At 48.6% G+C, this 23220-nt stretch carries 16 protein-coding genes; 5 read left to right on the forward strand and 11 right to left on the reverse strand.

Annotated elements, in window-relative coordinates; translation table 11 throughout:
• Window positions 1-29 precede the first annotated feature (29 nt).
• On the reverse strand, window positions 30-1208 hold the full coding sequence (locus DWZ67_RS11340; RefSeq protein ID WP_120138859.1) for an energy transducer TonB: 1179 nt from the start codon (window positions 1206-1208) through the stop codon (window positions 30-32).
• Window positions 1209-1320: 112 nt separating this feature from the next.
• Between DWZ67_RS11340 and DWZ67_RS20100 the strand changes: the two genes are divergently transcribed.
• Window positions 1321-1503 carry a hypothetical protein gene (locus DWZ67_RS20100; RefSeq protein WP_044467943.1) on the forward strand — a complete coding sequence of 61 codons (183 nt, stop codon included), beginning with the start codon at window positions 1321-1323 and terminating at the stop codon, window positions 1501-1503.
• 208 nt (window positions 1504-1711) lie between these two features.
• On the opposite strand, the gene DWZ67_RS11345 is transcribed toward DWZ67_RS20100, so the two are convergent.
• The 3 genes from DWZ67_RS11345 to DWZ67_RS11355 are packed head-to-tail and all read right to left on the reverse strand — an operon-like array spanning window position 1712 to window position 3877.
• Complete coding sequence (locus DWZ67_RS11345; protein WP_044467944.1) at window positions 1712-2200, reverse strand: outer membrane beta-barrel protein; 489 nt, start codon at window positions 2198-2200, stop codon at window positions 1712-1714.
• Window positions 2201-2225: 25 nt separating this feature from the next.
• Entirely contained in the window at window positions 2226-2447 is a 222-nt protein-coding gene (locus DWZ67_RS11350) for a hypothetical protein (protein WP_005826297.1), read from the reverse strand.
• Window positions 2447-3877 (reverse strand): carbon starvation protein A, encoded by a 1431-nt coding sequence (locus tag DWZ67_RS11355; protein ID WP_008663941.1) that lies wholly within the window; start codon window positions 3875-3877, stop codon window positions 2447-2449. The genes DWZ67_RS11350 and DWZ67_RS11355 overlap by 1 nt, the downstream gene beginning before the upstream one ends.
• A gap of 122 nt (window positions 3878-3999) precedes the next feature.
• On the opposite strand from DWZ67_RS11355, the gene DWZ67_RS11360 reads away from it, so the two are divergent.
• Entirely contained in the window at window positions 4000-5457 is a 1458-nt protein-coding gene (locus DWZ67_RS11360) for a glycoside hydrolase family 10 protein (protein WP_232058953.1), read from the forward strand.
• Here the strand turns inward: DWZ67_RS11360 and DWZ67_RS11365 are convergent.
• Window positions 5441-6649, reverse strand: coding sequence for a hypothetical protein (locus tag DWZ67_RS11365; protein ID WP_005826294.1), 1209 nt, complete (start codon window positions 6647-6649; stop codon window positions 5441-5443). The two genes, DWZ67_RS11360 and DWZ67_RS11365, sit on opposite strands and share 17 nt — an antisense overlap.
• Before the next feature lie 128 nt (window positions 6650-6777).
• Here DWZ67_RS11365 and DWZ67_RS11370 point away from each other — a divergent pair, with 128 nt between their 5' ends.
• From DWZ67_RS11370 to DWZ67_RS11380, 3 genes are all read left to right on the forward strand, one after another.
• The gene (locus tag DWZ67_RS11370) at window positions 6778-7956 is read left to right on the forward strand and encodes an ATP-binding protein (protein ID WP_005826292.1); all 1179 of its coding nucleotides are present in this window, start codon (window positions 6778-6780) and stop codon (window positions 7954-7956) included.
• A 41-nt stretch (window positions 7957-7997) separates the two neighbouring features.
• Entirely contained in the window at window positions 7998-11555 is a 3558-nt protein-coding gene (gene nifJ / locus DWZ67_RS11375; protein WP_005826291.1) for a pyruvate:ferredoxin (flavodoxin) oxidoreductase, read from the forward strand.
• Window positions 11556-11645: 90 nt separating this feature from the next.
• Window positions 11646-11834 carry a hypothetical protein gene (locus tag DWZ67_RS11380; protein ID WP_005826290.1) on the forward strand — a complete coding sequence of 63 codons (189 nt, stop codon included), beginning with the start codon at window positions 11646-11648 and terminating at the stop codon, window positions 11832-11834.
• Window positions 11835-11896: 62 nt separating this feature from the next.
• Here the strand turns inward: DWZ67_RS11380 and DWZ67_RS11385 are convergent, their stop codons facing one another.
• The 6 genes from DWZ67_RS11385 to DWZ67_RS11415 form a co-directional block, all read right to left on the reverse strand.
• Window positions 11897-14656, reverse strand: coding sequence for a substrate-binding domain-containing protein (locus DWZ67_RS11385; RefSeq protein ID WP_057256357.1), 2760 nt, complete (start codon window positions 14654-14656; stop codon window positions 11897-11899).
• A 71-nt stretch (window positions 14657-14727) separates the two neighbouring features.
• Window positions 14728-15615: a carbohydrate kinase family protein gene (locus DWZ67_RS11390; RefSeq protein WP_005826288.1), complete on the reverse strand. Its 888-nt coding sequence runs from the start codon at window positions 15613-15615 to the stop codon at window positions 14728-14730.
• A gap of 234 nt (window positions 15616-15849) precedes the next feature.
• The gene (locus DWZ67_RS11400; RefSeq protein ID WP_120138863.1) at window positions 15850-17016 is read right to left on the reverse strand and encodes an MFS transporter; all 1167 of its coding nucleotides are present in this window, start codon (window positions 17014-17016) and stop codon (window positions 15850-15852) included.
• Window positions 17017-17034: 18 nt separating this feature from the next.
• Window positions 17035-18849 (reverse strand): GH32 C-terminal domain-containing protein, encoded by a 1815-nt coding sequence (locus tag DWZ67_RS11405; protein WP_025834539.1) that lies wholly within the window; start codon window positions 18847-18849, stop codon window positions 17035-17037.
• Between the two features lie 133 nt (window positions 18850-18982).
• The gene (locus tag DWZ67_RS11410) at window positions 18983-21163 is read right to left on the reverse strand and encodes a glycoside hydrolase family 32 protein (RefSeq protein ID WP_005826283.1); all 2181 of its coding nucleotides are present in this window, start codon (window positions 21161-21163) and stop codon (window positions 18983-18985) included.
• 4 nt (window positions 21164-21167) lie between these two features.
• Entirely contained in the window at window positions 21168-23201 is a 2034-nt protein-coding gene (locus DWZ67_RS11415) for a glycoside hydrolase family 172 protein (RefSeq protein ID WP_227212870.1), read from the reverse strand.
• Between the last annotated feature and the right edge of the window lie 19 nt (window positions 23202-23220).

The following is a 23220-nucleotide window of genomic DNA, read 5'->3' on the forward strand; positions in this document are numbered from 1 at the left end:
GTCTTTGTGCTTAATCTTACCGGGTGCTACTACTCCAATTTAAAAGTAACCGGAAAAGTAAATTCCACCTTCACGGCTTTACCCTGCTGCATCCCCGGTTTCCATTGTGGCATCAATTCTACAATCCGTAATGCTTCCTCATCCAGGGCAGGATACCTGCTGCGCATAATAACGGGGTCCGTCACACGACCATTCTCGTCAATCACCACGCTGACAGCAACTCTTCCTTGAATGCCATTCTTACGGACTTCTTCCGGATAACGGATATTCTTTTGAATAAAATCCATTAAGGCTTTCATACCTCCCGGAAACTCGGGCATCACTTCCACTACTTTATAGACCGGTTCTTCCATTGGCTCTTCCGTTATCAATTGTGGGCTCCCGCCCTTCCCTGCATCCGAAACATAAGGGGGAAGAGATGTCTTTTCCGCCGTTCTCCATTCTTCCTCATTGTCCGTCAGTCTGAACTCAGCCATCATCAAGACAGGTTTCCTCCTGATGGTTATCTCATAAAAGTAACGGTAGCGTCCCGGCTTGTTGGGATGCACATCCGGATAAAGGGAGGCTTTCATAACCCTTTCCTCCCTATCTCGCAGCACATAGGCGATGTCCCAAAAGGCAGCGTTTATCGGCAATTCCCGCCAGGTACCTTTTTCGTCTTCGAACGTCAGGTAGTAATGCTCGCCGCAGGTCAAATCTCCGCCACTGTGATTGCTGAGGATGAATGTCGCATGAGGCGCTTTCGTTGAAAAGACTGGATATTCGGGACGGATATGGATGCCACGAATATGATTCCTGCCTACTCTCTCGTTGATGACGGGGACTTCTACACCATGAAAACAGAAAACGGGGGAGTCCATTATCTCCTCCCGGAACTCTTTCCGTTTTTCAGGAGTATTCACAATCAAATCTATATCTATGCAATGCATCCCCACCCCATATCCGGTCACATTCCTCCGGATGTGTGTGTAGGTTGTGTTTTCCAACCGCTTTCTCAGTTCGTCGTGAATGGCAAGCAATTGTTTTTGCAAGCAGTCACCGTCATCCACGAGCCCTATCTTGAGGCTATCGCTCACTGATTTTTCCTGCAACCGTCGGTCTAACCCTACCGTATCTACAGAATCTTCAGGCATTTCTACGCGTTCCGTCTTATTCATCTTGCAGGATGAAAGGCAACAAAGCAATAGGAGAAAACAAACTCTGTTCATAGCATTTTGTATTTCAAGTCCATAGCATCAAATATACTCATTTTCGCAATCATAATCAAAAATAGAACCCCTAATCTCATAAGACTATATTAGGAATACATGTAATAACGGTATGAGAATAGAAAAGATTACGGCTAAAAGACACTGCATCGCCACTGCAAAGTCACTGCATTCCTTTTGCAGTGCTGCTGCACGCCCATTGCAGTACGACTGCAACCGTATTGCAGAGCTACTGCAAGCCTCATGCAGTGACACTGCAAAAAGCGTGCAGAACTTTGCAGTAGGAAAGAACTGATAACTAAGATAATAGCGCCAATGAAAGAAGTATGCAGTACAATTGAAATGGAAACGAAATGGGCGTGACAGATAAGTGTAACGATTCTTATCTATCACGCCTATCTATCACGCGGTAAGGTATTTGTAATCAATAGAATATACCCCTCCGCGTGATAGCATGACAGATGTTTTGCAAAAACAAACTCTGTGGTAGTAGCAAAATGAGATTAGAAATAGAATCCGAAACCTACTTTCAGACCAAATTTAGAACGGTCGTCGTTAATGTTCCAATAAGCAGCAGGCTCAATGGTTACCGTACGCGTCAGGAAGAACGCATAACCGGCTTCCAGACCGAAAGAGAACTTGGTATCATCCAAATCATGTCCCCAATCCCAACGGTCCACATTGACATCGGCACCCAGATACACGCCAATCTTGTCGAAATAATAACGTCCGCCTACACCCAGCGTATAGACATCGAGGTCAGACCCTCCGGTATTCCAAGCAGCCCCGGCATGCACCAGCAAGGCGATGTTGTCGAGCAGGAAAGCACCTCCCTTGGCTTCAAGGCCAAAACTTGTCTTGTCGGTTCCCGTGTCATGAGAAAATTCCAAACCGGTGATGGACGGGTTCAAAATCCACTTACCTTTTTCAAACTGTGCCTGAGCTGCCACTGTGACAACAAGCAAGCAAACGAATAATGCCAGTTTTTTCATCTTGTTCTGTTTTTTGAGTAAATAATCAATGTTGTTTATTGTCTTCTTCGAATCGCTTGCGTTGCAGCGCCTCCTTCTTGCGAAGCACCAGCCACAGCACAAATACAATGAGGTACGAAGCAGCTACGGTGACATACTTCTCAGTATCGCTGATTTCCGTATTGCGGGGAAGGAAATAAGCGGCAGTAGCAGAAACGTAAATAAGCAGGGCCAACGTGAGCCCGGTAGATTTCTTGATTTTCTTCATTACCAAAGTTTTTTAGTCGTCTTAAAATACCAAATATTAAACCAAATAGCAGCCAGCACAACAGCTATCAAGGCTATGCCCAGCGCATAATTCGGACCGAGCCCGAAACCTTCGGGAGCAATGCAGATGTAAGTGGTACACACAGCCGTCATGAATAATGCCGGGAAATAGGTGACGTAATAATAACGTCCTTTCTTCTCGCGTACCAGATAGACCGTAATGGCCCACAACGTAAAGACGGACAGAGTCTGATTGGCCCAGGCAAAATAACGCCAAATCATGTCAAATCCATCCTTGTCCCGCAGGCTGTAAAGCAACAAGCTAATGGCTACCAGGAACATCGGGATGCATATATATAAACGGCGACGCATGGATTTTTGTTCCATTCCCAAGAAATCCGCCACAATGAGGCGCGCTGAACGGAAAGCCGTGTCGCCACTGGTAATAGGCGCGGCAATAACACCCAGAATGGCCAGTACACCACCTACGGCACCCAGCCAGTCTTTTGTAATGGCGTCTACAATGATAGAGGCATTCGTCTCCCCCATCCCGTTCTCGTGGAAGAAATAAGTGGCGGCGGCAGCCCATATCAGGGCTACAATGCCTTCGGTTATCATTGCCCCATAGAAAACGGGGCGTCCGTGGCGCTCGCTTGTCATGCAACGTGCCATCAGCGGACTCTGCGTGGCATGGAAGCCACTGATGGCACCGCAGGCAATGCTGACGAACATGATGGGGAAGATGGGCAATGCAACCGCATCGGGATGCGTGTTCTGCAATCCGTCCCATATCTCCGGCAATGCAGGATGGTTGACGTAAAGCATTACCAGAATACCGACCGCCATGAACAGCAGGGCAACGGCGAACAGCGGGTATATCTTACCGATAATCTTATCTACCGGCAGCAAAGTGGCAAAGATATAATAAGCGAAAACAACAATAATCCAGAAGGTGGTATCCAAGCTGTCGGGGGTCAACTTGGCAAGCAGTCCGGCCGGCCCTGCCACAAAGACAGCTCCCACCAATATCATCAGGATGACGGTAAAGCCGCGCATCACCTGCTTGGTGGTCAGCCCCAGATAGCGTCCGATGATTTCCGGCAAGCTTTCCCCGTCATGCCGCAAGGAGAGCATACCGGCAAGATAGTCGTGCACTGCACCGGCAAAGATACTGCCAAGTACAATCCACAGATAGGATGCCGTACCGAACTTGGCTCCCATGATGGCACCGAAGATAGGTCCCAACCCGGCAATATTGAGAAACTGTATCATAAAGATTTTCCAAGTAGGCAGTGGAATGTAATCCACACCATCGGCTTTGGTAAGGGCGGGTGTTTTGCGGTCATCGGGACCAAAGACGCGTTCTATGAAGCGTCCGTAGATAAAATAGCCGGCTATCAACGCCAGCAGGCAAAGCGTAAATGTAATCATGGCGTGTTAATATCTTTAATGTATGCAAATGTAACAGTTTCCAAGTAAACAGCACAAAATAATCGGGTGTTTTGCTTATCTTCGCCGAGAAATATGACAGAAATAAAGAAGAAAAGAGAAAAATGAAACGAATTATTTCCATTTTACTATATATGGCCGTCTTGCTACCACTGGCTGCGCAACCGCCCAAGCATGAAGTGCGTGCCGCCTGGATAACCGCCGTCTATGGCCTGGACTGGCCGCAGACACGCGCCACTTCGCCCGAAGGCATCCGCAAGCAACAGGCCGAACTGATTGAAATATTGGACAGACTGAAAGCCGCCAATTTCAACACAGTACTGTTCCAGACCCGTACACGGGGAGATGTCCTCTACAAATCAGCCATCGAGCCCTACAACTCCATACTGACCGGAAAGGTGGGCGGCGACCCCGGCTACGATCCGCTGGCTTTTGCCATAGCCGAATGCCACAAACGCGGCATGGAGTGCCATGCCTGGATGGTGACCATCCCTCTGGGCAACCGCAAGCATGTAGCCGCCCTCGGTAAAGAGTCCGTCACCAAAAAGAAACGCGCCATCTGCGTACCCTACAAACGCGAATACTTCCTGAATCCCGGACATCCGCAAACCAAAGAGTACCTGATGAGCCTTGTCCGCGAAGTGGTGGAACGCTACGATGTAGACGGGATACACTTCGACTACCTGCGCTATCCGGAAAACGCCCCCCGTTTTCCCGACAGCTACGACTACCGCAAATACAGCAAAGGACGCAGCCTTGCCCAATGGCGCAGAGACAACCTGACGGAAATAGTACGCTATATATATAAAGGTGTAAAAGCCATGAAACCCTGGGTAAAGGTCAGCACCTGCCCGGTAGGAAAATACAAAGACACTTCCCGCTACCCCTCCCGTGGCTGGAATGCCTTCCACACCGTCTATCAAGACGTGCAGGGTTGGCTGGGCGAGGGCATCCAGGACCAGATTTATCCGATGCTCTATTTCCGTGGCAATCATTTCTATCCCTTTGCCCTCGACTGGCAGGAACAAAGTAACGGACGCCAAATCATTCCCGGTCTGGGCATCTACTTCCTCGACCCCAGCGAAGGGAACTGGACGCTGGACGAGATTGAACGGCAGATGCACTTTATCCGCGCCCACGGTCTGGCGGGCGAGGCACACTACCGCGTGAAGTATCTGATGGACAATACGCAAGGGCTTTATGATGCGCTGGAAGAAGACTTCTATACCGCCCCGGCCCTGCAACCCGCCATGCCGTGGATAGACAATGTAGCTCCTACACCTCCCTCCGGACTCACGGTGGAAACACCGGAAAACGGCTATTGGAAACTAAGCTGGCAACCCGCCACGGACAATGACAAGCGGAATGCTCCGATGTATGTAATCTACGGTTCGGACACCTATCCCGTAGACACCTCCAATCCGGAGAATATCCTGGCACAACGAGTACAAGGCACGGAATATACCTATGCCCCCATCCGCCCGTGGACTGCCCGAAAATATTTTGCCGTGACAGCCATAGACCGTTGCGGAAACGAAAGCGAAGCTATTCAGCAGCAGTGACACAGACAAAAGCCCGGTAACGGCTCTTCGGAGTGACCGGTACCAGAGGCAGATAGCCGGAAACAACCCTGCCGTCCTTCACCACCAGCGGATAGCTTTGCATATCCTGCTCATGCCGCTCCATCAAAGCTTCATGGGTCGGAAAACAATCAATGGAGAAACGTCCCTCCCCACCGGGGACAATGAAATGATCACTAAGCACATGGGAAACGATTCCCATATTCATCCGTAGATTTATTTCGACATGGGGGTTGATGGCATACGGATGCCCTTCCTTCTGACGGCAGACCATCATGTCCACACCCAAGAAACCCATATAAGATGTAGCATAACTCGTTTCCAATGCTTTCTGCATCATATTGCGTATGCGTACAAATGCTTCAAAGGGTACATATTGCTGAATCCATTCCTCCACTTGCTCATCCGAAGTAAGGATATTACCACGATATGCCCCTTTGTCATCCGTAACAAAACGGGAATAGCCGACAAAAAGAAGCTTTCCCCGACCATCCGAATAAAATTCCATGGCAAAGTCTTCCACCTTATCAAATATAGGCTCCATCACAAAACCTCTATTTTCTTTCAGCGCCCTACTACACCAATCGGAAACATTTTTCGTAAAGCCATGACGGCACCAACACAATCCCTTTCCACTTCCCGACCAAAGTGATTTGAACACACATCCCTCCTTGTAACGATCAACAATATCCGGAGAGATATCCGTCATTCTACCATCAGCCTCCACCAAGCAACAACCGTCACCACAAGTATAATCTATTTTATTGAAATAGAAAAGTGCGCGAAAAGCCAAAGCGTTACTACGGACAGCCTTCATACGATATTTATCCAAAGCATCCGGCGTAGGAAGATTTTTTTCCAGAACACCGCCTTTCAACATCCGTTTACGGATAGCGGGGTTCCATCCCCAAGGCATTACCCGCACATCAGCATAATCGGGCAGCTCCGGCTCTGTCACCAAATGCACATCCAGCCGGAACAACTGTTGCATCTGTTTCAGATAATCTGCATTATAGGCGGAAGAGGCCAGTACCCCACTACCCGGCTGGGCATACCAAATCGGCAACAAAGCCAAGTCTTCAGCCATACGGCGGATGGTAGCGGGCGCCATATAATTTTCTTCATTATTTCCCAATGCCATATCTGCATCAGGATTGAACACATAAAGTTTCATCTTTCAAATGTTAACCAATTACTCACGTTTTGTATGAGAGTGCAAAGTTATATAATATTTTGCCATCTCTACTTTGCAAATCTATAAAAAAGCCGTATATTTGTCGCCCGATAAACCGAATTTAAAGCATGGAAGCATTTTACCGTACACACGCTTATCTCGTAGAGCATACCAATGCCCCCGTACGCCGCGACCTAATGGACGAAATAGACTGGAATGACCGTCTTATCGGTATCAAAGGCACAAGAGGCGTAGGTAAGACTACTTTCTTGCTGCAATATGCCAAAGAGAAATTCGGCACAGACCGCTCCTGCCTCTTCATCAACATGAACAACTTTTACTTCTCCGGACATGGCATCGTGGAGTTCGCCGCCGAATTCCAGCGCCGCGGAGGAAAAGTGCTGTTGATAGACCAAGTATTCAAGTACCCGGAATGGAGCAAGGAACTGCGTATGTGCTACGACCGCTTCCCCAACCTGAAAATCGTGTTCACCGGCTCGTCCGTGATGCGCCTGAAAGAGGAGAATATGGAGTTGCGCGACATCGTGAAGAGCTACAACCTGCGCGGCTTCTCCTTCCGCGAATACCTGAACCTGCAGACGGGCATGAAGTTCCACGCCTATCCGTTGGAAGAAATCCTGAGCAACCACGAACAGATAGCCAAAGGCATCCTCTCCAAAGTACGTCCATTGGACTACATGCAGGACTATATGCACCACGGCTTCTACCCTTTCTTCCTCGAAAAGCGTAACTTCTCGGAGAATCTGCTCAAGACAATGAACATGATGGTGGAAGTAGACATCCTGCTCATCAAACAAATTGAGCTGAAATACCTTTCGAAGATAAAGAAATTACTATATTTGTTGGCCGTGGACGGGCCGAAAGCGCCGAATGTCAGCCAACTGGCAAACGACATACAGACCTCCCGCGCCACAGTAATGAATTACATCAAGTATCTGGCAGACGCACGACTCATCAATATGGTCTATCCGAAAGGAGAAGAATTCCCCAAGAAGCCGTCGAAGATAATGATGCACAATTCAAATCTGATGTATTCCATCTATCCCGTCAAGGTGGAAGAACAAGACGTACTGGACACTTTCTTTGCCAACACAATGTGGAAGGACCACAAAGTGAACAAGGGTGACAAGAACATCTCCTTCATGGTAGATGAGGTGATGCCTTTCAAGATTTGTCCGGAAGGAACAAAGATAAAGAATAATCCGGGAGTTACTTATGTACTGCATAAGGCAGAAATAGGCCGAGGCAACCAAATACCTCTCTGGTTATTCGGTTTCTTGTATTAAGAGAGAGATTTTTTTACTTAAATAAATAATTCAATTTAGTTATGACTAAACAGAAGAAATTCATTACTTGTGATGGTAACCAGGCTGCTGCACATATCTCGTATATGTTCTCCGAAGTAGCTGCCATCTACCCCATCACCCCCTCTTCTACGATGGCTGAATACGTAGACGAATGGGCTGCCGCAGGTCGCAAGAACATCTTCGGCGAAACAGTATTGGTACAGGAAATGCAGTCAGAAGGCGGTGCTGCAGGTGCCGTCCACGGCTCTCTGCAAGCCGGTGCGCTGACTACTACTTACACAGCTTCACAAGGTCTGTTGCTGATGATCCCGAACATGTACAAGATTGCCGGTGAATTCCTGCCTTGTGTATTCCACGTATCAGCACGTACATTGGCAAGCCATGCACTGTGTATCTTCGGTGACCACCAGGACGTTATGTCTGCACGCCAGACCGGTTTCGCCATGTTGGCCGAAGGTTCTGTACAAGAAGTTATGGACTTGGCAGGTGTTGCCCACCTGGCCACCATCAAGGCCCGTGTTCCGTTTATGAACTTCTTCGACGGTTTCCGTACTTCTCACGAAATCCAGAAGATTGAGATGCTGGAGAACGAAGACCTCGCTCCGCTTATCGACCAGGAAGCTTTGGCTGAATTCCGCGCACGTGCATTGAACCCGATGAACCCGGTTGCCCGTGGTATGGCCGAAAATCCTGACCACTTCTTCCAACACCGTGAATCTTGCAACAACTACTATGAAGCAGTTCCGGCTATCGTTGAGGAATACATGAACGAGATTTCCAAAATCACAGGCCGCAAGTACGGTTTGTTCGATTACTACGGTGCAGAAGATGCAGAACGCGTTATCATCGCCATGGGTTCTGTAACGGAAGCTGCCCGCGAAGCTATCGACCACCTCGTTGCCAATGGCGAAAAGGTTGGTTTGGTTGCCGTTCACTTGTATCGTCCGTTCTCTGCCAAGCACTTCCTTGCCGCCGTTCCCAAGACTGCCAAGAAGATTGCCGTACTGGACCGTACGAAAGAACCGGGTGCTAACGGCGAACCGTTGTACCTCGACGTAAAAGACTGCTTCTACGGTGCAGAGAATGCTCCGGTTATCGTAGGCGGCCGTTATGGTTTGGGTTCCAAGGATACTACTCCTGCTCAAATCCTCGCCGTTTACAAGAATCTGGCTATGCCGATGCCGAAGAACCACTTCACTATCGGTATCGTGGACGACGTTACCTTCACTTCTCTGCCCCAGGAAGAAGAAATCGCATTGGGCGGCGAAGGCATGTTCGAAGCCAAATTTTACGGTTTGGGCGCTGACGGTACAGTAGGTGCCAACAAGAACTCCGTAAAGATTATCGGTGACAACACCGACAAGCACTGCCAGGCCTATTTCTCTTACGACTCCAAGAAATCAGGCGGTTTCACTTGCTCGCACCTGCGTTTCGGCGACACTCCTATCCGCTCTACATACCTGGTAAATACGCCTAATTTCGTGGCTTGCCACGTTCAGGCTTACCTGCACATGTACGACGTAACCCGCGGCTTGCGTAAGAACGGCTCTTTCTTGCTGAACACCATCTGGGAAGGCGAAGAGCTGGCCAAGAACCTGCCTAACAAGGTGAAGAAGTACTTTGCACAAAACAATATCACTGTTTACTATATCAACGCTACTCAGATTGCACAAGAAATCGGTTTGGGCAACCGTACCAACACCATCCTGCAATCCGCATTCTTCCGTATCACCGGCGTTATTCCGGTTGACCTGGCTGTAGAACAGATGAAGAAATTCATCGTTAAGTCTTACGGCAAGAAGGGTGAAGACGTTGTCAACAAGAACTACGCAGCAGTTGACCGTGGCGGCGAATACAAGCAACTGACCGTTGACCCGGCTTGGGCCAATCTGGCAGACGACGCCAAGGCTGAAAACAACGATCCTGCATTCATCAACGAAGTGGTTCGTCCTATCAACGCACAAGACGGTGACTTATTGCCGGTATCCGCTTTCAAGGGTATCGAAGACGGTACTTGGGAACAAGGCACTGCCAAATATGAGAAACGTGGTGTAGCCGCATTCGTTCCCGAATGGAACGCTGAGAACTGTATCCAGTGTAACAAGTGTGCTTACGTTTGTCCTCACGCTTCCATCCGTCCGTTCGTACTCGATGCTGAAGAGCAGAAGGGTGCCAACTTCACTCAACTGAAGGCTGTAGGTAAAGCATTCGACGGTATGACATTCCGTATTCAGGTAGACGTTCTCGACTGTCTGGGTTGTGGCAACTGTGCCGATGTTTGTCCGGGCAACCCGAAGAAGGGTGGCAAGGCTCTGACTATGAAACACCTCGAAAGCCAATTGCCGGAAGCTGCCAACTGGACCTACTGTGCTGAAAACGTGAAGAGCAAACAACACTTGGTTGACATCAAGGCCAACGTGAAGAACTCCCAGTTCGCTACTCCGTTGTTCGAGTTCTCAGGCGCTTGCTCCGGTTGTGGTGAAACTCCGTACGTTAAACTGATTTCCCAGTTGTTCGGTGACCGCGAAATGGTAGCCAACGCAACAGGATGTTCTTCCATCTACTCCGGTTCAGTACCTTCTACTCCTTATACCAAGAACGAAAAGGGTCACGGTCCTGCTTGGGCTAACTCATTGTTCGAGGACTTCTGCGAATTCGGTCTGGGTATGGAGCTTGCCAACGAAAAGATGCGCGCACGTATCGTGAAGGCTATGGAAGATGCCATCGCAGCAGAAGGAACTCCGGCTGAATACAAAGAAGTATTCCAGGCTTGGATTGAAAACATGTACGATGCAGACAAGAGCAAGGAACTGGCTGAAAAGATTATTCCGATGGTAGAAGCTGCCAAAGACAAGTGCGACAGCTGCAAGACTATCGCCAGTCTGTCTCAATACCTGGTAAAACGCAGCCAGTGGATTATCGGTGGCGACGGTGCCTCTTACGACATCGGTTACGGTGGTCTCGACCATGTAATCGCAAGCGGCAAGGATGTCAACATCCTCGTACTGGATACTGAGGTTTACTCCAACACAGGCGGTCAGTCTTCCAAGGCTACCCCGGTAGGCGCTATCGCCAAGTTTGCCGCTGCCGGTAAGCGTGTACGCAAGAAAGACCTCGGTCTGATGGCTACTACTTACGGTTACGTATACGTTGCCCAAATCGCTATGGGTGCCGACCAGGCTCAGACTTTAAAGGCTATCCGTGAAGCAGAAGCATATCCCGGTCCGTCACTCATCATCGCTTACGCTCCGTGTATCAACCACGGTCTGAAGGCAGGTATGGGCAAGAGCCAGGCAGAGGAAGAAAAGGCCGTTAAGTGCGGTTACTGGCACTTGTGGCGTTACAACCCGGCTCTGGAGGCTGAAGGCAAGAATCCGTTCACGCTGGATAGCAAGGAACCGGATTGGAGCGGATTCCAAGACTTCCTGAAGGGTGAAGTTCGTTACGCATCCGTAATGAAGCAATATCCGCAGGAGGCCGACGAGCTGTTCAAGGCTGCTGAAGAAAACGCTAAATGGCGTTACAACAGCTACAAGCGTCTTTCCAAAGAAAATTGGGGCGCTGAAGTTACAGAGTAATTCCGATTACTAAATAAAGAATAGAGGCTGCTCCTGAATAAGGCGTAGTCTCTATTTGTTTTTAATTAACAATACTAAATATCACAGGTTATGATTGGATTTATCATTTGGATTATCGGTGTGGTTCTGTGTGTCAAAGCCGTACTTGAAATCATGAAGTGGCCGGTAGACGGCGTGAAGAAACTATTAGTTGCAATTATCATCCTGCTCACAAGCTGGATTGGAATCTGTGTTTACTACTTCTGGGGAAGGGAAAACCTGCCTCAAATACTGAAATAAGTTCCTGTATCATTTACAGAAGTAAACAGACGTGTATTAAGAACAAGGGGGATAGACAACAGCTATCCCCTTCTTTTCAGAAACTCGGTAGGACTCTCCCCAAACTGTTCCTTATAGCATTTCGTGAAATAGGAAGGTGACGAAAAGCCCACTTCATAGGCAATCTCCGCTACCGTCATGTCAGAGGAGGCAAGCAGTGAGGCAGCCTTTTTCAACCTCATCTGGCGCAGCAGCTCATTCGGCGAATAATTGGTCAGCGATTTCAGCTTACGGTAAAGCTGCACACGGCTCATACCCATATTCCGTCCCAAATCCTCCACATTGAGTTCCGCATCTTTCATTCTCTCCTCGACAAGCGATTTGAAGCGGGAGACGAAACCCTTATCCAAATCACTGATGGCTTCCTTCTCGATAGTCTGGTTATCTCCGAAGAACTGCCTCAACTGACGGCGGTTTGCAATAAGATTACGGACACGAGACAAGAGCAACTGCGAATTGAATGGTTTGGAAATATAAGAATCGGCACCGCCATCATAGCCCTGGATACGCTGTTCGTCCAGCGAGCAGGCCGTCAGCAGAATCACCGGGATATGGCATGTCTGTAACTCCCCCTTCAAGCGGCGGCAACATTCCACACCATCCATACCGGGCATCATTACATCCGAAATAACCACATCCGGCACATACTTCATGGCCAGCCGGATACCCTCTGTCCCGTCTGCAGCATCCAGCACGCGAAATTCTTGCGTCAACAGTGACTTCACATAGTTGCGAATATCCGCATTATCGTCAATTACCAGCACAGTAGGACAATCAGCCTCAACCACCTCTTCGCATGCCTTCACTTCCGTATCTATCAGGGTGGACGACACGTCCTTCTCTTCGGCAGGCAACGTCACTATGGTGGGATGGTACTGCGAAACATCCTGCTTTGGGAAAGTGACGGTGAAGGTAGTACCCTTATCATCACTGTGTGCCGCAATGTTGCCACCATGCATCTCTACAAAAGCACGTACCAGCGCAAGACCGATACCGGTACCTGCCTGATGTCCGTCCACTTGATAAAAACGCTCGAAGATAGCTTCCACATCGGTCGAAGAAATGTAACTGCCGGAATTGAAAACAGACAAGCTATAGTTCTGCTCTGTCATTGACAAGCGTATAGCTATCTTCCCATTCTCCGGCGTATACTTCACGGCATTGGAGAAGAGATTGAAGTAAATGCGCTCCATCTTCTCCGCATCTGCCATCATCCGGAAGTCCGTATCGGGAGATGCCTCAAAGCTGAAAGCAATATGTTTCTTCAGCAACGCCATGCGGAAAGAGTCGTTCCAGCCCCGGAAGCTGTCGAGCAAATCAAAAGGTTCGAGATGGAGCTCCATGCGCCCGTTCTCCACCTTCCGGAAATCAAGTATCTGGTTGACCAGGCGAAGCAGGATATACACATTCTTTTTCATCAGCTCGAGGAGCTGGCGCGGCTGTCCGTCGAGGGTGCGGTTGGCAAGAAGCTGCTCTATGGGATCGGCTATCAGCGTCAGCGGAGTACGGAAATCGTGTGAAATATTCGTGAAGAACACCAGCTTGGCGTGCGTAGCCTCCTCCAGTTCATGGGAAAGCTGTTCCAACTGCGACTTCTGCACTTCCAACAGTTCCTTCTGCTGTATCAACTGAGTTTTCTGTTCTTCCAGTTTCTTTTTCTGCATGGACAGCTCACGGTTCAACCGGTTCTTGGCACGCAAGGAGAGGTAGACAGCCACCAACAAACCGACCAGCAACAATAGGGCGGACAGACTACCGTACAAGACAACCTGCTGCGTGGCATAACTGGCCAAATACTGGTTTATCTTTCCGTTCAGGGTTTCTATCTTTCCATCTAGGGTGCCGATGTGGGCGGTCTGCATCTTCATGATGAGAGCATTGTCGCGGTCGACGACGGAAGTGCCCAGGATAGTTTCACGGGGAAAATCACGCTTGTTCAGGATATCCATGGCAATCTGCATCACGCGGTCACCACCGGTAGGATATATAAACGTGGCATCCAGTTCGCCGGCAAGCACTTTCTCCACTCCATAGTCTTTGCCGGACAGGGCGTCTATGCCGATGAACCGCATATCCTTTTCCCGCCCCTCTCGGGCAGCGGCAGCATAGGCTCCGGCCGCCATACGGTCATTCTGCGCATACACCAGGTCGATATGCGGAAAGCGGCTCAGCAGAGTATCCATTTTCTCTCCGGCCTTGAGTTGCAACCAGGCACCGTCTTCAACGGCCAGCAACCGGATACCGGGATAAGCGGATATAGCCTTCACAAATCCTTGATGACGGTCTACGGCAGGTGTGGAGCCCACCAAACCTGAGATTTCCACCACATCTCCCTGCCCATGCAGCACATTGGCCACATACTCTCCCACAGCTTTCCCTATCTCGTAGTTGTCTGCACCGACGTAGGCCGTGTATTTGTCCGAAAGGATTTTACGGTCCACTACAATCACCGGAATGCCCCGGTTGTATGCCTCCTCCACAACCGGAGTTATCGGAGTGGCTTCATTAGGGGCCACAATCAGCAGATCCACCCCTTCGGCTATCAGCTCACGAATGTCTTTTGCCTGACGGTCATTATCGTCGACAGCAGTACGGATGTCCACCTCCACATCCTCGTAGAAATGGGCTTCACGGAGTATCTCACTGTTCATCTGGCGCCGCCATTCATCCTCGCTACATTGGGAAACGCCGATACGGAAACGTGCCTCGCGCCGGGAGCAGGCAACCGCCACTCCCCAAAGCACGAGCAAAAAGAATAAAATCCGAAGGTTATGCTGTCTCATCTTCACTTTCCTCTGATTTAAGATTGCAGATGAGCAAAGATAACGAAAAATGTGAAAAGAATAAGAAAAATCTATGCCAGCCTTTCTTTCAAGGCCACCGGCAATTCCGGCATGGCACCGCTCTGGGTACATACATAGGCAGAGACTTCCACCGCCAGTTTATGGGCATCGGGCACCTGCTTCCCGCTGAGAATGGCAGCGGTGAAGGCTGCCGTGAACGAGTCACCGGCTCCAACGGTGTCCGCCACCGGTACCTTGGGCGTCTCCTGGAAGGAAACCACTCCCGGAGTGAACACATAGCTGCCGTTCGTTCCGCAAGTCAAGATAAGCATCTTCAGGTTATACTTGGCCAGCAGAATCCAGCATTTGTCCTGCAAGTCGATGCCCGGGTAGCCGAAAATACGGCTGATGGTCACCAGCTCCTCATCGTTTATCTTGAGGATGTTGCAGCGGCGCATGGATTCGCAGAGTATCTCTTTGGTATAGAACCCTTGGCGGAGATTGATGTCGAATATCTTCAGTTGCCCCTCCGCATCGGGCATCGTGTCGAGAAAACGGTTGATGGTGATGCGGCTTGTTTCACTGCGTTGCGCCAAAGAGCCGAAACATACGGCACGCGTGTTCAGTGCCAGACGCTTCAGTTCGTCGGTAAAGGGGATGTTGTCCCAGGCCACGCCTTCCTTTATCTCATAGCACGGCACGCCCACGGCATCGAGCGTCACCTGCACCGTTCCCGTGGGGTAAGGCACGCGCTCTATCTGGGTGCGCAGCCCCTTCCGGGCGAACACATCCAGAATCTCGTCCCCATCCGCATCGGCACCTACGGCACTGACCACACGGCTGTCGAAACCAAACTGCGATGCATGGTAAGCAAAGTTTGCCGGAGCACCGCCTATCTTCTTTCCTTCGGGGAGGCAGTCCCACAGAGCCTCGCCCATACCTACTATTATCTTATTCATAATATTATATTATTTAATGAATGATATATTTTATTCACGGCAAACTCAATGTCCTACCCGCTGCGAACCTAATAAAAAAGTTCCTAACTATAGAATGAAAAGTTGCCAATTATCTATTAAAAAGTTTCTAAGAACCAAGGATTATCTCTATCCCAAGGCTTGGGATAGACATCCGCAACCTTGGGACAGATATCCGCAGCCTTGGGATATGTGTCCGCAGCCTGCGAACAAAGATTACCGCTTCATACGCAGCATATAGAAGAACAAGTACACTACCCCTACCGTCATCACAGCCACGGCACCGCTTTGTCCTACAGCATCACTTGCCAAGCCCATTGCTATCGGAAATACCGTACCGCCGAAGAGCCCCATAATCATCAAACCGGAAACCTCGTTCTTCTTTTGTGGCATAGCAAGCAACGCCTGAGAGAAGATAACCGGAAAGATGTTCGAATTGCCGAAACCGATAAGGGCAATGCAGATGTATATCATTGCCTTTTCATGGAAAACGAACAACCCTACCATCGCAGCCAACATACATAACACGCTGATGCCGAAGAAGGTTCGGGGAGCCATCTTCTGAAGGATGAAGGCTCCGAGAAAGCAACCCGCCGTGCGGAAGATGAAGTAAAGGCTGGTGGCAAAGCCGGCATCGGCCAGCGTCATGCCCAGACGCTCCATCAGGATTTTGGGCGCTGTGGTATTCGTACCTACATCAATGCCCACATGGCACATGATGCCCAGGAAGCAGAGAAAGATAAACGGCTTGCCCAGCAGAGCGAGGCACTCCCCGAAGGTGGAAGGGCGTCCCTCTTCCTTTTCCTCGCGGATGGAAGTACCGCTCAGCCAGAGAATGGCAATCACCGCAATGACCATATAGACCGGGAACAGCACCCTCCAGCCCATGCCCAGAGACGGAATGGCCTGCGTAGCTCCCCACATGGCGATGTATGGAGCCAGAAACGAAGCAATGGCTTTTACAAACTGTCCGAAGGTGAGCGAACTTGCCAGCCGCTCGCCGCTTACGATATTGGAAAGCAGCGGGTTGAGCGACGTTTGCATCAGCGCATTGCCGATGCCCAGCAATGAGAACGAGAGCAGCATCAGCACATAGCCGTCTCCGAAAACCGGGAGAAGCAAAGAGGCAAACGTGATGACAAGGCTGAGAAGCACCGTCTTCTTGCGTCCGATGCGGTTCATCAGCATACCCGTAGGTACGGAGAAGATGAGGAACCAGAAGAACACCAGAGACGGGAATATGTTGGCTTGCGAGTCGGTCAGGTTCAAGTCGGCCTTCACGTAGTTGGAGGCGATGCCCACCAAATCCACAAAGCCCATGGCGAAGAAACAAAGCATGACCGGAAAGAGCTTTGCCAAAGAAGAATTCTTAGTATTTTTCATGCTGAAGATTATTATCTGTTATTTTAATCCGAGTTTGTACACAGTAAACGAGGTGACATTGCAGCTTCCACCTTTAGCATAGAAACTGATACGGTTGTAAGGTTCCGACGGGAATACAAGATTTGTCATGGCAAAACGTCCGTCGTTGCCAAACGCTTCAATGCTCGACTTGTCTACGAACAAGCGGAGTTTCATTTCATTGCCACCCCCGACAGGAGCCACGGTCACTGCAGGGAAGTCCTTGCTGAACGACACCTCACCACTCTTGGTACGGTCCATGGTGAACGTCTTTTCCGCCAGGTTATAGTACATCTCCACCTCCTCGCCTTTCGAGTTAAAGAGCTGGAATCCTATCACATCCGCATCCTTATTCTTAATAGTCATTTCGATTTCATACGTTCCGGAATTGTCATTCAGCAGTTTGTCCAGATTATACGTGCGGTCTACCTTGAAAGCACGCTTCTTGCTGCCTTTATCCCTCAGTTTCAGCAATTCGGGAGACGGGGTTACCTTTACATAGGTTTCACCCTCCGAGGTATAGAGCGAAAGGTCACGCGGCACGGAGTTGGCACTACGGTATTGGCGGGTGGGCACATCGTTGGCATATTGCCAGTTGCTCATCCATGCCAATGCAATGGCACGTCCTGCAGGAGCATTGCTCCAAGTGACAGTTGCATAATGGTCTTTTCCCCAGTCCATCCATTTCGTCACTGCGGGAGACTCGTTCACGAATTTCTTACCGTCAAATGTCCCTACGAAATATTGTGTGGCAGAGCCACCGAACGGTCCGCCCGGATTGAGGTTACAGACGAGTACCCACTTCTTCAGTTCCGTACCTTCAACCGGCAGTTCAAGCAGGTCGGGACACTCCCAGACTCCGCCGTGAGCACCTTGTCCTTCACCGAATTTGCTCTCCAGCGTCCAGTTCTTCAGGTCGGCAGAAGAGTATATCTCCATTTCCTGCCCTACGGCAAGAACCATGATCCATTTCTTGGTATCTTCGTGCCAGATGACTTTAGGGTCACGGAAGTCGCGCTGCGTGGAAGTCAGGATGGGATTTCGCGCATACTTCTTGAAGGTTTTTCCGTTGTCAAGGCTATAGGCCATGCTCTGCACTTGGCGGTCGCTTGCCGATGTATAGAAGGCAATGACGGCACCGGCACCGAACCCGGCCGTATTATCCTTGTCGACAACACAAGAGCCACTGAAAATTGTTCCCAACGCATCGGGCGAAATGGCATCTCCGTGATGCTCCCAAGTGACGAGGTCCGTACTGGTGGCATGTCCCCAATGCATGTTCCCCCACATGGAGCCGTAGGGATTATGCTGGTAGAACAAATGGTAGACCCCGTCTTTGTAGAACATTCCGTTAGGATCATTCATCCAACCGTAAGCCGGGCTGAAATGATACACCGGACGGAATTTCTCCCGGTTCGAAACATCGAATTCATCCGACAGTTTCATTTCTTCCCAGCATAAGGCCGAATCCGGAATAAGCTGGAAGTTGAAAGAGAGATGTTTATTATCGAAGCCGGTCAAATCGACCGGAACAAAATAGTCAACCTTATTGACTGCCAATCGCACGTTCATACTGCGTACAACATCATTGTCCGCTATCATATACAATTTTGCCTCCGGAGAAGCCTCTTCCACCGGCAGCAGCAAAAACTTCTTCTGCTCGTCAATTTGGACGATACTCTGTCCGTCACCCAGATGTTTAATCACGAAAGGAGGATTTATGGCCTGGCATGTGAAGACAGCCACGGTAGTTCCTAATATAAATACGGTAAGCGTCCTTCTGATTGTCCGCCAAAAGTCTTTTAAATGAATCATGTTTCTGTTGGTATTAAATTAATTATGTTTTTCTACCATGCAAAGATACGCCACCAAGCAGCAGGAGGCTATCTTTTTTGTTTCAAAGCATACTACAAATGTTACATTCCATCCTTAAAAAGGTATCTGTATGTCACTGGGGAACATACATAGAATTCAATTCATGAATTGTCAACTGTTTCAACTTTGTTTGTCCGCCTTCAACTGATATGGTGACAGAAGGAGTGTTTTTTTCAATCAGATGATAGAAAGCAGCAGACAGTGCTCCTTGATTGACGAAGATTTCTACAGAAGCAATATCCGACAATATATCCAATTCAATTCTTCCTTCATTGGGCTTTAGCACCATCTGCTTCAAGGTTTCCCCATTCTCTTTCTCAACAGTGAGTATCTGTTTGACAGAATCGTAAATCAAATTCAAACCATTAATATCAAAAGCCAATATCTGCGCATCAACACTATCTACAGCAAAACCCGTTTTCAGATAGAAGGCAGGAGTATTCAACTTTGTCGTGAAACAATTCTTTTCTTCAACTACCAGACTCTTCCAGATGTACTTTCTCCCATATAATAAAGCGAGTTCATTTACCGGCATACTTTTTAAGACATATCCTTTATCAACCCGATGTAATGTTAATTCACGCGGAAAGGACATTTGTTGATTGAAAGGCATATCCGGGAAATTACTTCCGTTCATCCATGCTATTTGTATTCTTCGGTCATCTGGTGCATTACTATATGTTTGAACCGCATAATAGTTTGTACCACTATCCATTTTTACAGGTTTCGTCTCAGTCCGAAAACGATATCCATCAAAACTCCCAACCAAATAGGTACTGTTCGCCCCGGTAAAGACCCATTTCCGGACAGTAGGTTCATTGGTTACGGACATTTCAAAAAAGTCGGGACACTCATCCGCCCCCTCTAATTTAAAACGGTCCGTTTCAGTCCAATCCATCAAATTGGGAGATGAAAAGATAGCATACTCCTGCTTATCCAAGTACAATACCATAATCCATCTGCCAGTCGGCGTATGCCACGTCACCTTAGGATCACGATTGTACCTGACCAACGTGGGAAGTACCGGATTACCGGAAAAAGTAACCCAATTACGCCCCTTATCCAAACTATATCCTATACTTTGTGAATGTTGCAAATGCCGGGTGTGATACCCGAATCCACCTGCCGAAGTATAAACAGCAACCAATACTGTATCTCCATTTTGTTGACACCCCAGCGTATTCTTTTTATCAACAACTACCGAACCGGAAAAAATAGGTCCCAACGAGTCCGGATGTAATACATCCCCCAACTCAGTCCAATGTGCCAAATCCCGGCTCACAGCATGCCCCCATGTCATATTACCCCAAATACAGCCATAGGGATTATGCTGATAAAACAGATGCCACTCCCCTTCATGCCAAACCAGACCATTCGGATCATTCAGCCATCCCCGGCGAGAAGTAAAATGTACTTTAGGACGTAACGGTTCTTTATAAAACAAGTTCTCTTCCTTAGGAGTTTCAGAACAAAAGCATTGATTCAAAGCTTGCTCTACATTAGGACTCTTACTCGCCTCTATCCGTAATTCTTGCCCAATCCAATCCTTGACCTCCAATGTAACCCAATAATCAGGTTCATCGCCGCCAAGCTCCACTTCCATATTACGTACCATTTTATCACCAATCCATATATCCATCTGTTCTATAACCGCTCCCATCTTTACCGGAATATTCAAATAACGGTGAGTTACCAACATTCTTTTCGCAAAAATTTCTTTTTCCAATTTGGTATCAGACTGGTAGAAACAGTCGGCATTGATAAATCCCCAGCCCTCTTTTGATTGGTCCACTAAAACAATCCGGGCATTTTTTCCCATATATTCAGCAACATCCCAAGACTCATATTCCATGACACGTCTATTATACCCCGTACTTCTTTTCACCTCCTTTCCATCAATCCAAAGGGCTACATACTCCCGCTGATAATCAACACCCCCACCTATCAGAAAATTAACATATCTGCGTTCTATCCTGAAAAGAGGTGACTTCAATACACCGGTACCGGCATCTCCATTGACAAAGCTAGAAGCCATCCGATTTCCTTCAAACCTATTATCCCCCCATATTGACAAACGTTCCATAGAAACTGGTGAATTGCCAAAAGCATTTCCTTCCAATATCCAGTTTCCAAAAGTATCTCCTTCAAAATTATCTATCAGTAAATCATCCGGACGTAGTGCCATGTGAATATTTTGTGCCTGCATACTACAAACAGTAGCCAGTAGTAAAAGTATCAGTATCCTCTCTTTCATAATATCATTGTTTTTTCATAAGTTGTATAGCATCTAATCCAAACAAATTCTTCTCCTCAACAGCTTTTGGGTTAGCTCCTGACAAAGATATTTTCAAAGTCAATGCTCCACGCACCGGACTATAGCATCCTAAAGAAATAGGGTCAGAAAGAGTAACTTTTGTATCATATCCATCCCACTTTATATGTGTATCTTGTCCATTTACGGAAAAAGAAACTATGCCATAATCAGGAGCTTTCGTGGCATACACCACCAGTTGATAAGGACAGTCTTCCAATTGATTGAACTCAAACTCTACAGAATCACCCGGTTTTCCACCAATACACAAGAGTTGGGTTCCTCCACTCCATTGCCCGTCAACGAAACCAAGCATACTCTGCTTGTCAAAATGAATGGATGGAGAAGAGGCTATTGGAGTTGTTTCCTCAAATTCTATGCTATTTTCTCTTCGATATTTAGATAAATCGCCGGGAACGGGTAGCAAGTCTTGGGCTGCTTCCTCAAGTCCTGAAGTATCAACAGCTTTCGCTCCCATATCTCCATACCAGTAAACGGTAGTTGCATAATCTACAGTTCCCCTTACCCAACTCAACAATTCAATGTCGAAACGCAATAATGAAGAAAACGGTATACCGTCCAAATTCCTTGTACGGAAGAATGTATTATAACCGTGAGAACTCGCCTGGTCGGCACGGGGTGCGCCACCAAAAGGCGTTTGGAATATTACGACCGGAGCCCACGAACTATTGTAGTAATCTTCTGTTCCGGTACCGAAATGCGATGGAAAAACATCATCATCTACCCATATCTTTTCATCCCCTTCTCCGTACCAGGCACGCGAATGGTTATACAGAGTCAGGACATCCCCTTTGTATATGCCTCGTCCGGTCAATGTGGCAAAGTTCCACTCCCGGCAATTTGCATCATCATCCGGACGCTCATAAACCGGAAGTCCGGTCTGCTGGCGCCAGGAAGCATGGAAATAGAGGGAACGCCCTCCCCATGGCAAAGGTGCCGTTCCCACTTCCATACTCACGTCTGCAGTGTGTGCGGAGATATTTTGTAACAATAGTCTGCCTTCTGTCTTGTAGGGCATCAGCCAGCGGCTCACCACCTTGCCTTGTCCGTCTGCAGACAAGAACCAGCTATCAACAGCCGGAGCACCCATACCCCCTCCCGAATAATCCGAAAGAGGAACCCAAACCGTAGACCGGCCGTCAAAATCAGCCTTAAATATAAGATTGCGCATCAGTTGGGCATAAGCCGTAGAATCTGCATTCGCGAGCTGGAAACTGATTTCATAAACCGCATTTTCCCCTTGCGGCAGGTCAATCCACAAAGAATCGCCCGGCTGGAGCACCTGCCGCTTCTTGTCCACCTGCAAACCGGAACGGGATGCAGGATGCAGCAAGGCATCATCTACCTCTGAAATCTTTTTACCGACGCGGGCTACGGATGCCGCAGAGAAGGTTTCCACAGAAGTTCCTTCGGGATACTTGCGATAATTGATGTGATAGTATTTGGGAGTAGGCGCAATGCCCGGTTCGTCTTCAAATGTAATTTTACAACTCCGGGCAAAAGGGATGGGCAGGAAAAGAGTATTGCCGCCTTTCCCGTCCGGAGTATAGCTGGTGTGGGGTTGAAGCAGTCCCCTACCCAACCTGGGTATTCCGAAACGCATCAAATCATAGGCAGGAACTATCCATCCGGGAGTACTTTCGCCATCAAAATAAAATCTCCAAGTCCCACGCTTGTCAACTGTGGTTATCCAGATACGGGTAATAGCTCCAGGGCCCTTTTCATCGAACATCACACGTTCCACTCTCCCATCAACCGTATCCGTACAGACAATGCCATAGCCATCATTGTTGGCAAACCATCCCGGCGAATCGGGAGACACGGAGGAGCGGTCATAACTGCTGACTTGCAGACAACGATATGGCACCAGCGGATAACGTGCGGATTCTTCTACAGATATCATTTCATCCAGCAAAGAGTCCAAAGTCACTTGTGCCGTATCCTTCACACAAGAGGCCATCAAAGGCAAAAGCAGCAAT

Origin of the sequence: Bacteroides sp. AF34-31BH, assembly GCF_003602795.1 — a bacterium.
Taxonomy (GTDB): Bacteria; Bacteroidota; Bacteroidia; order Bacteroidales; family Bacteroidaceae; genus Bacteroides; species Bacteroides uniformis.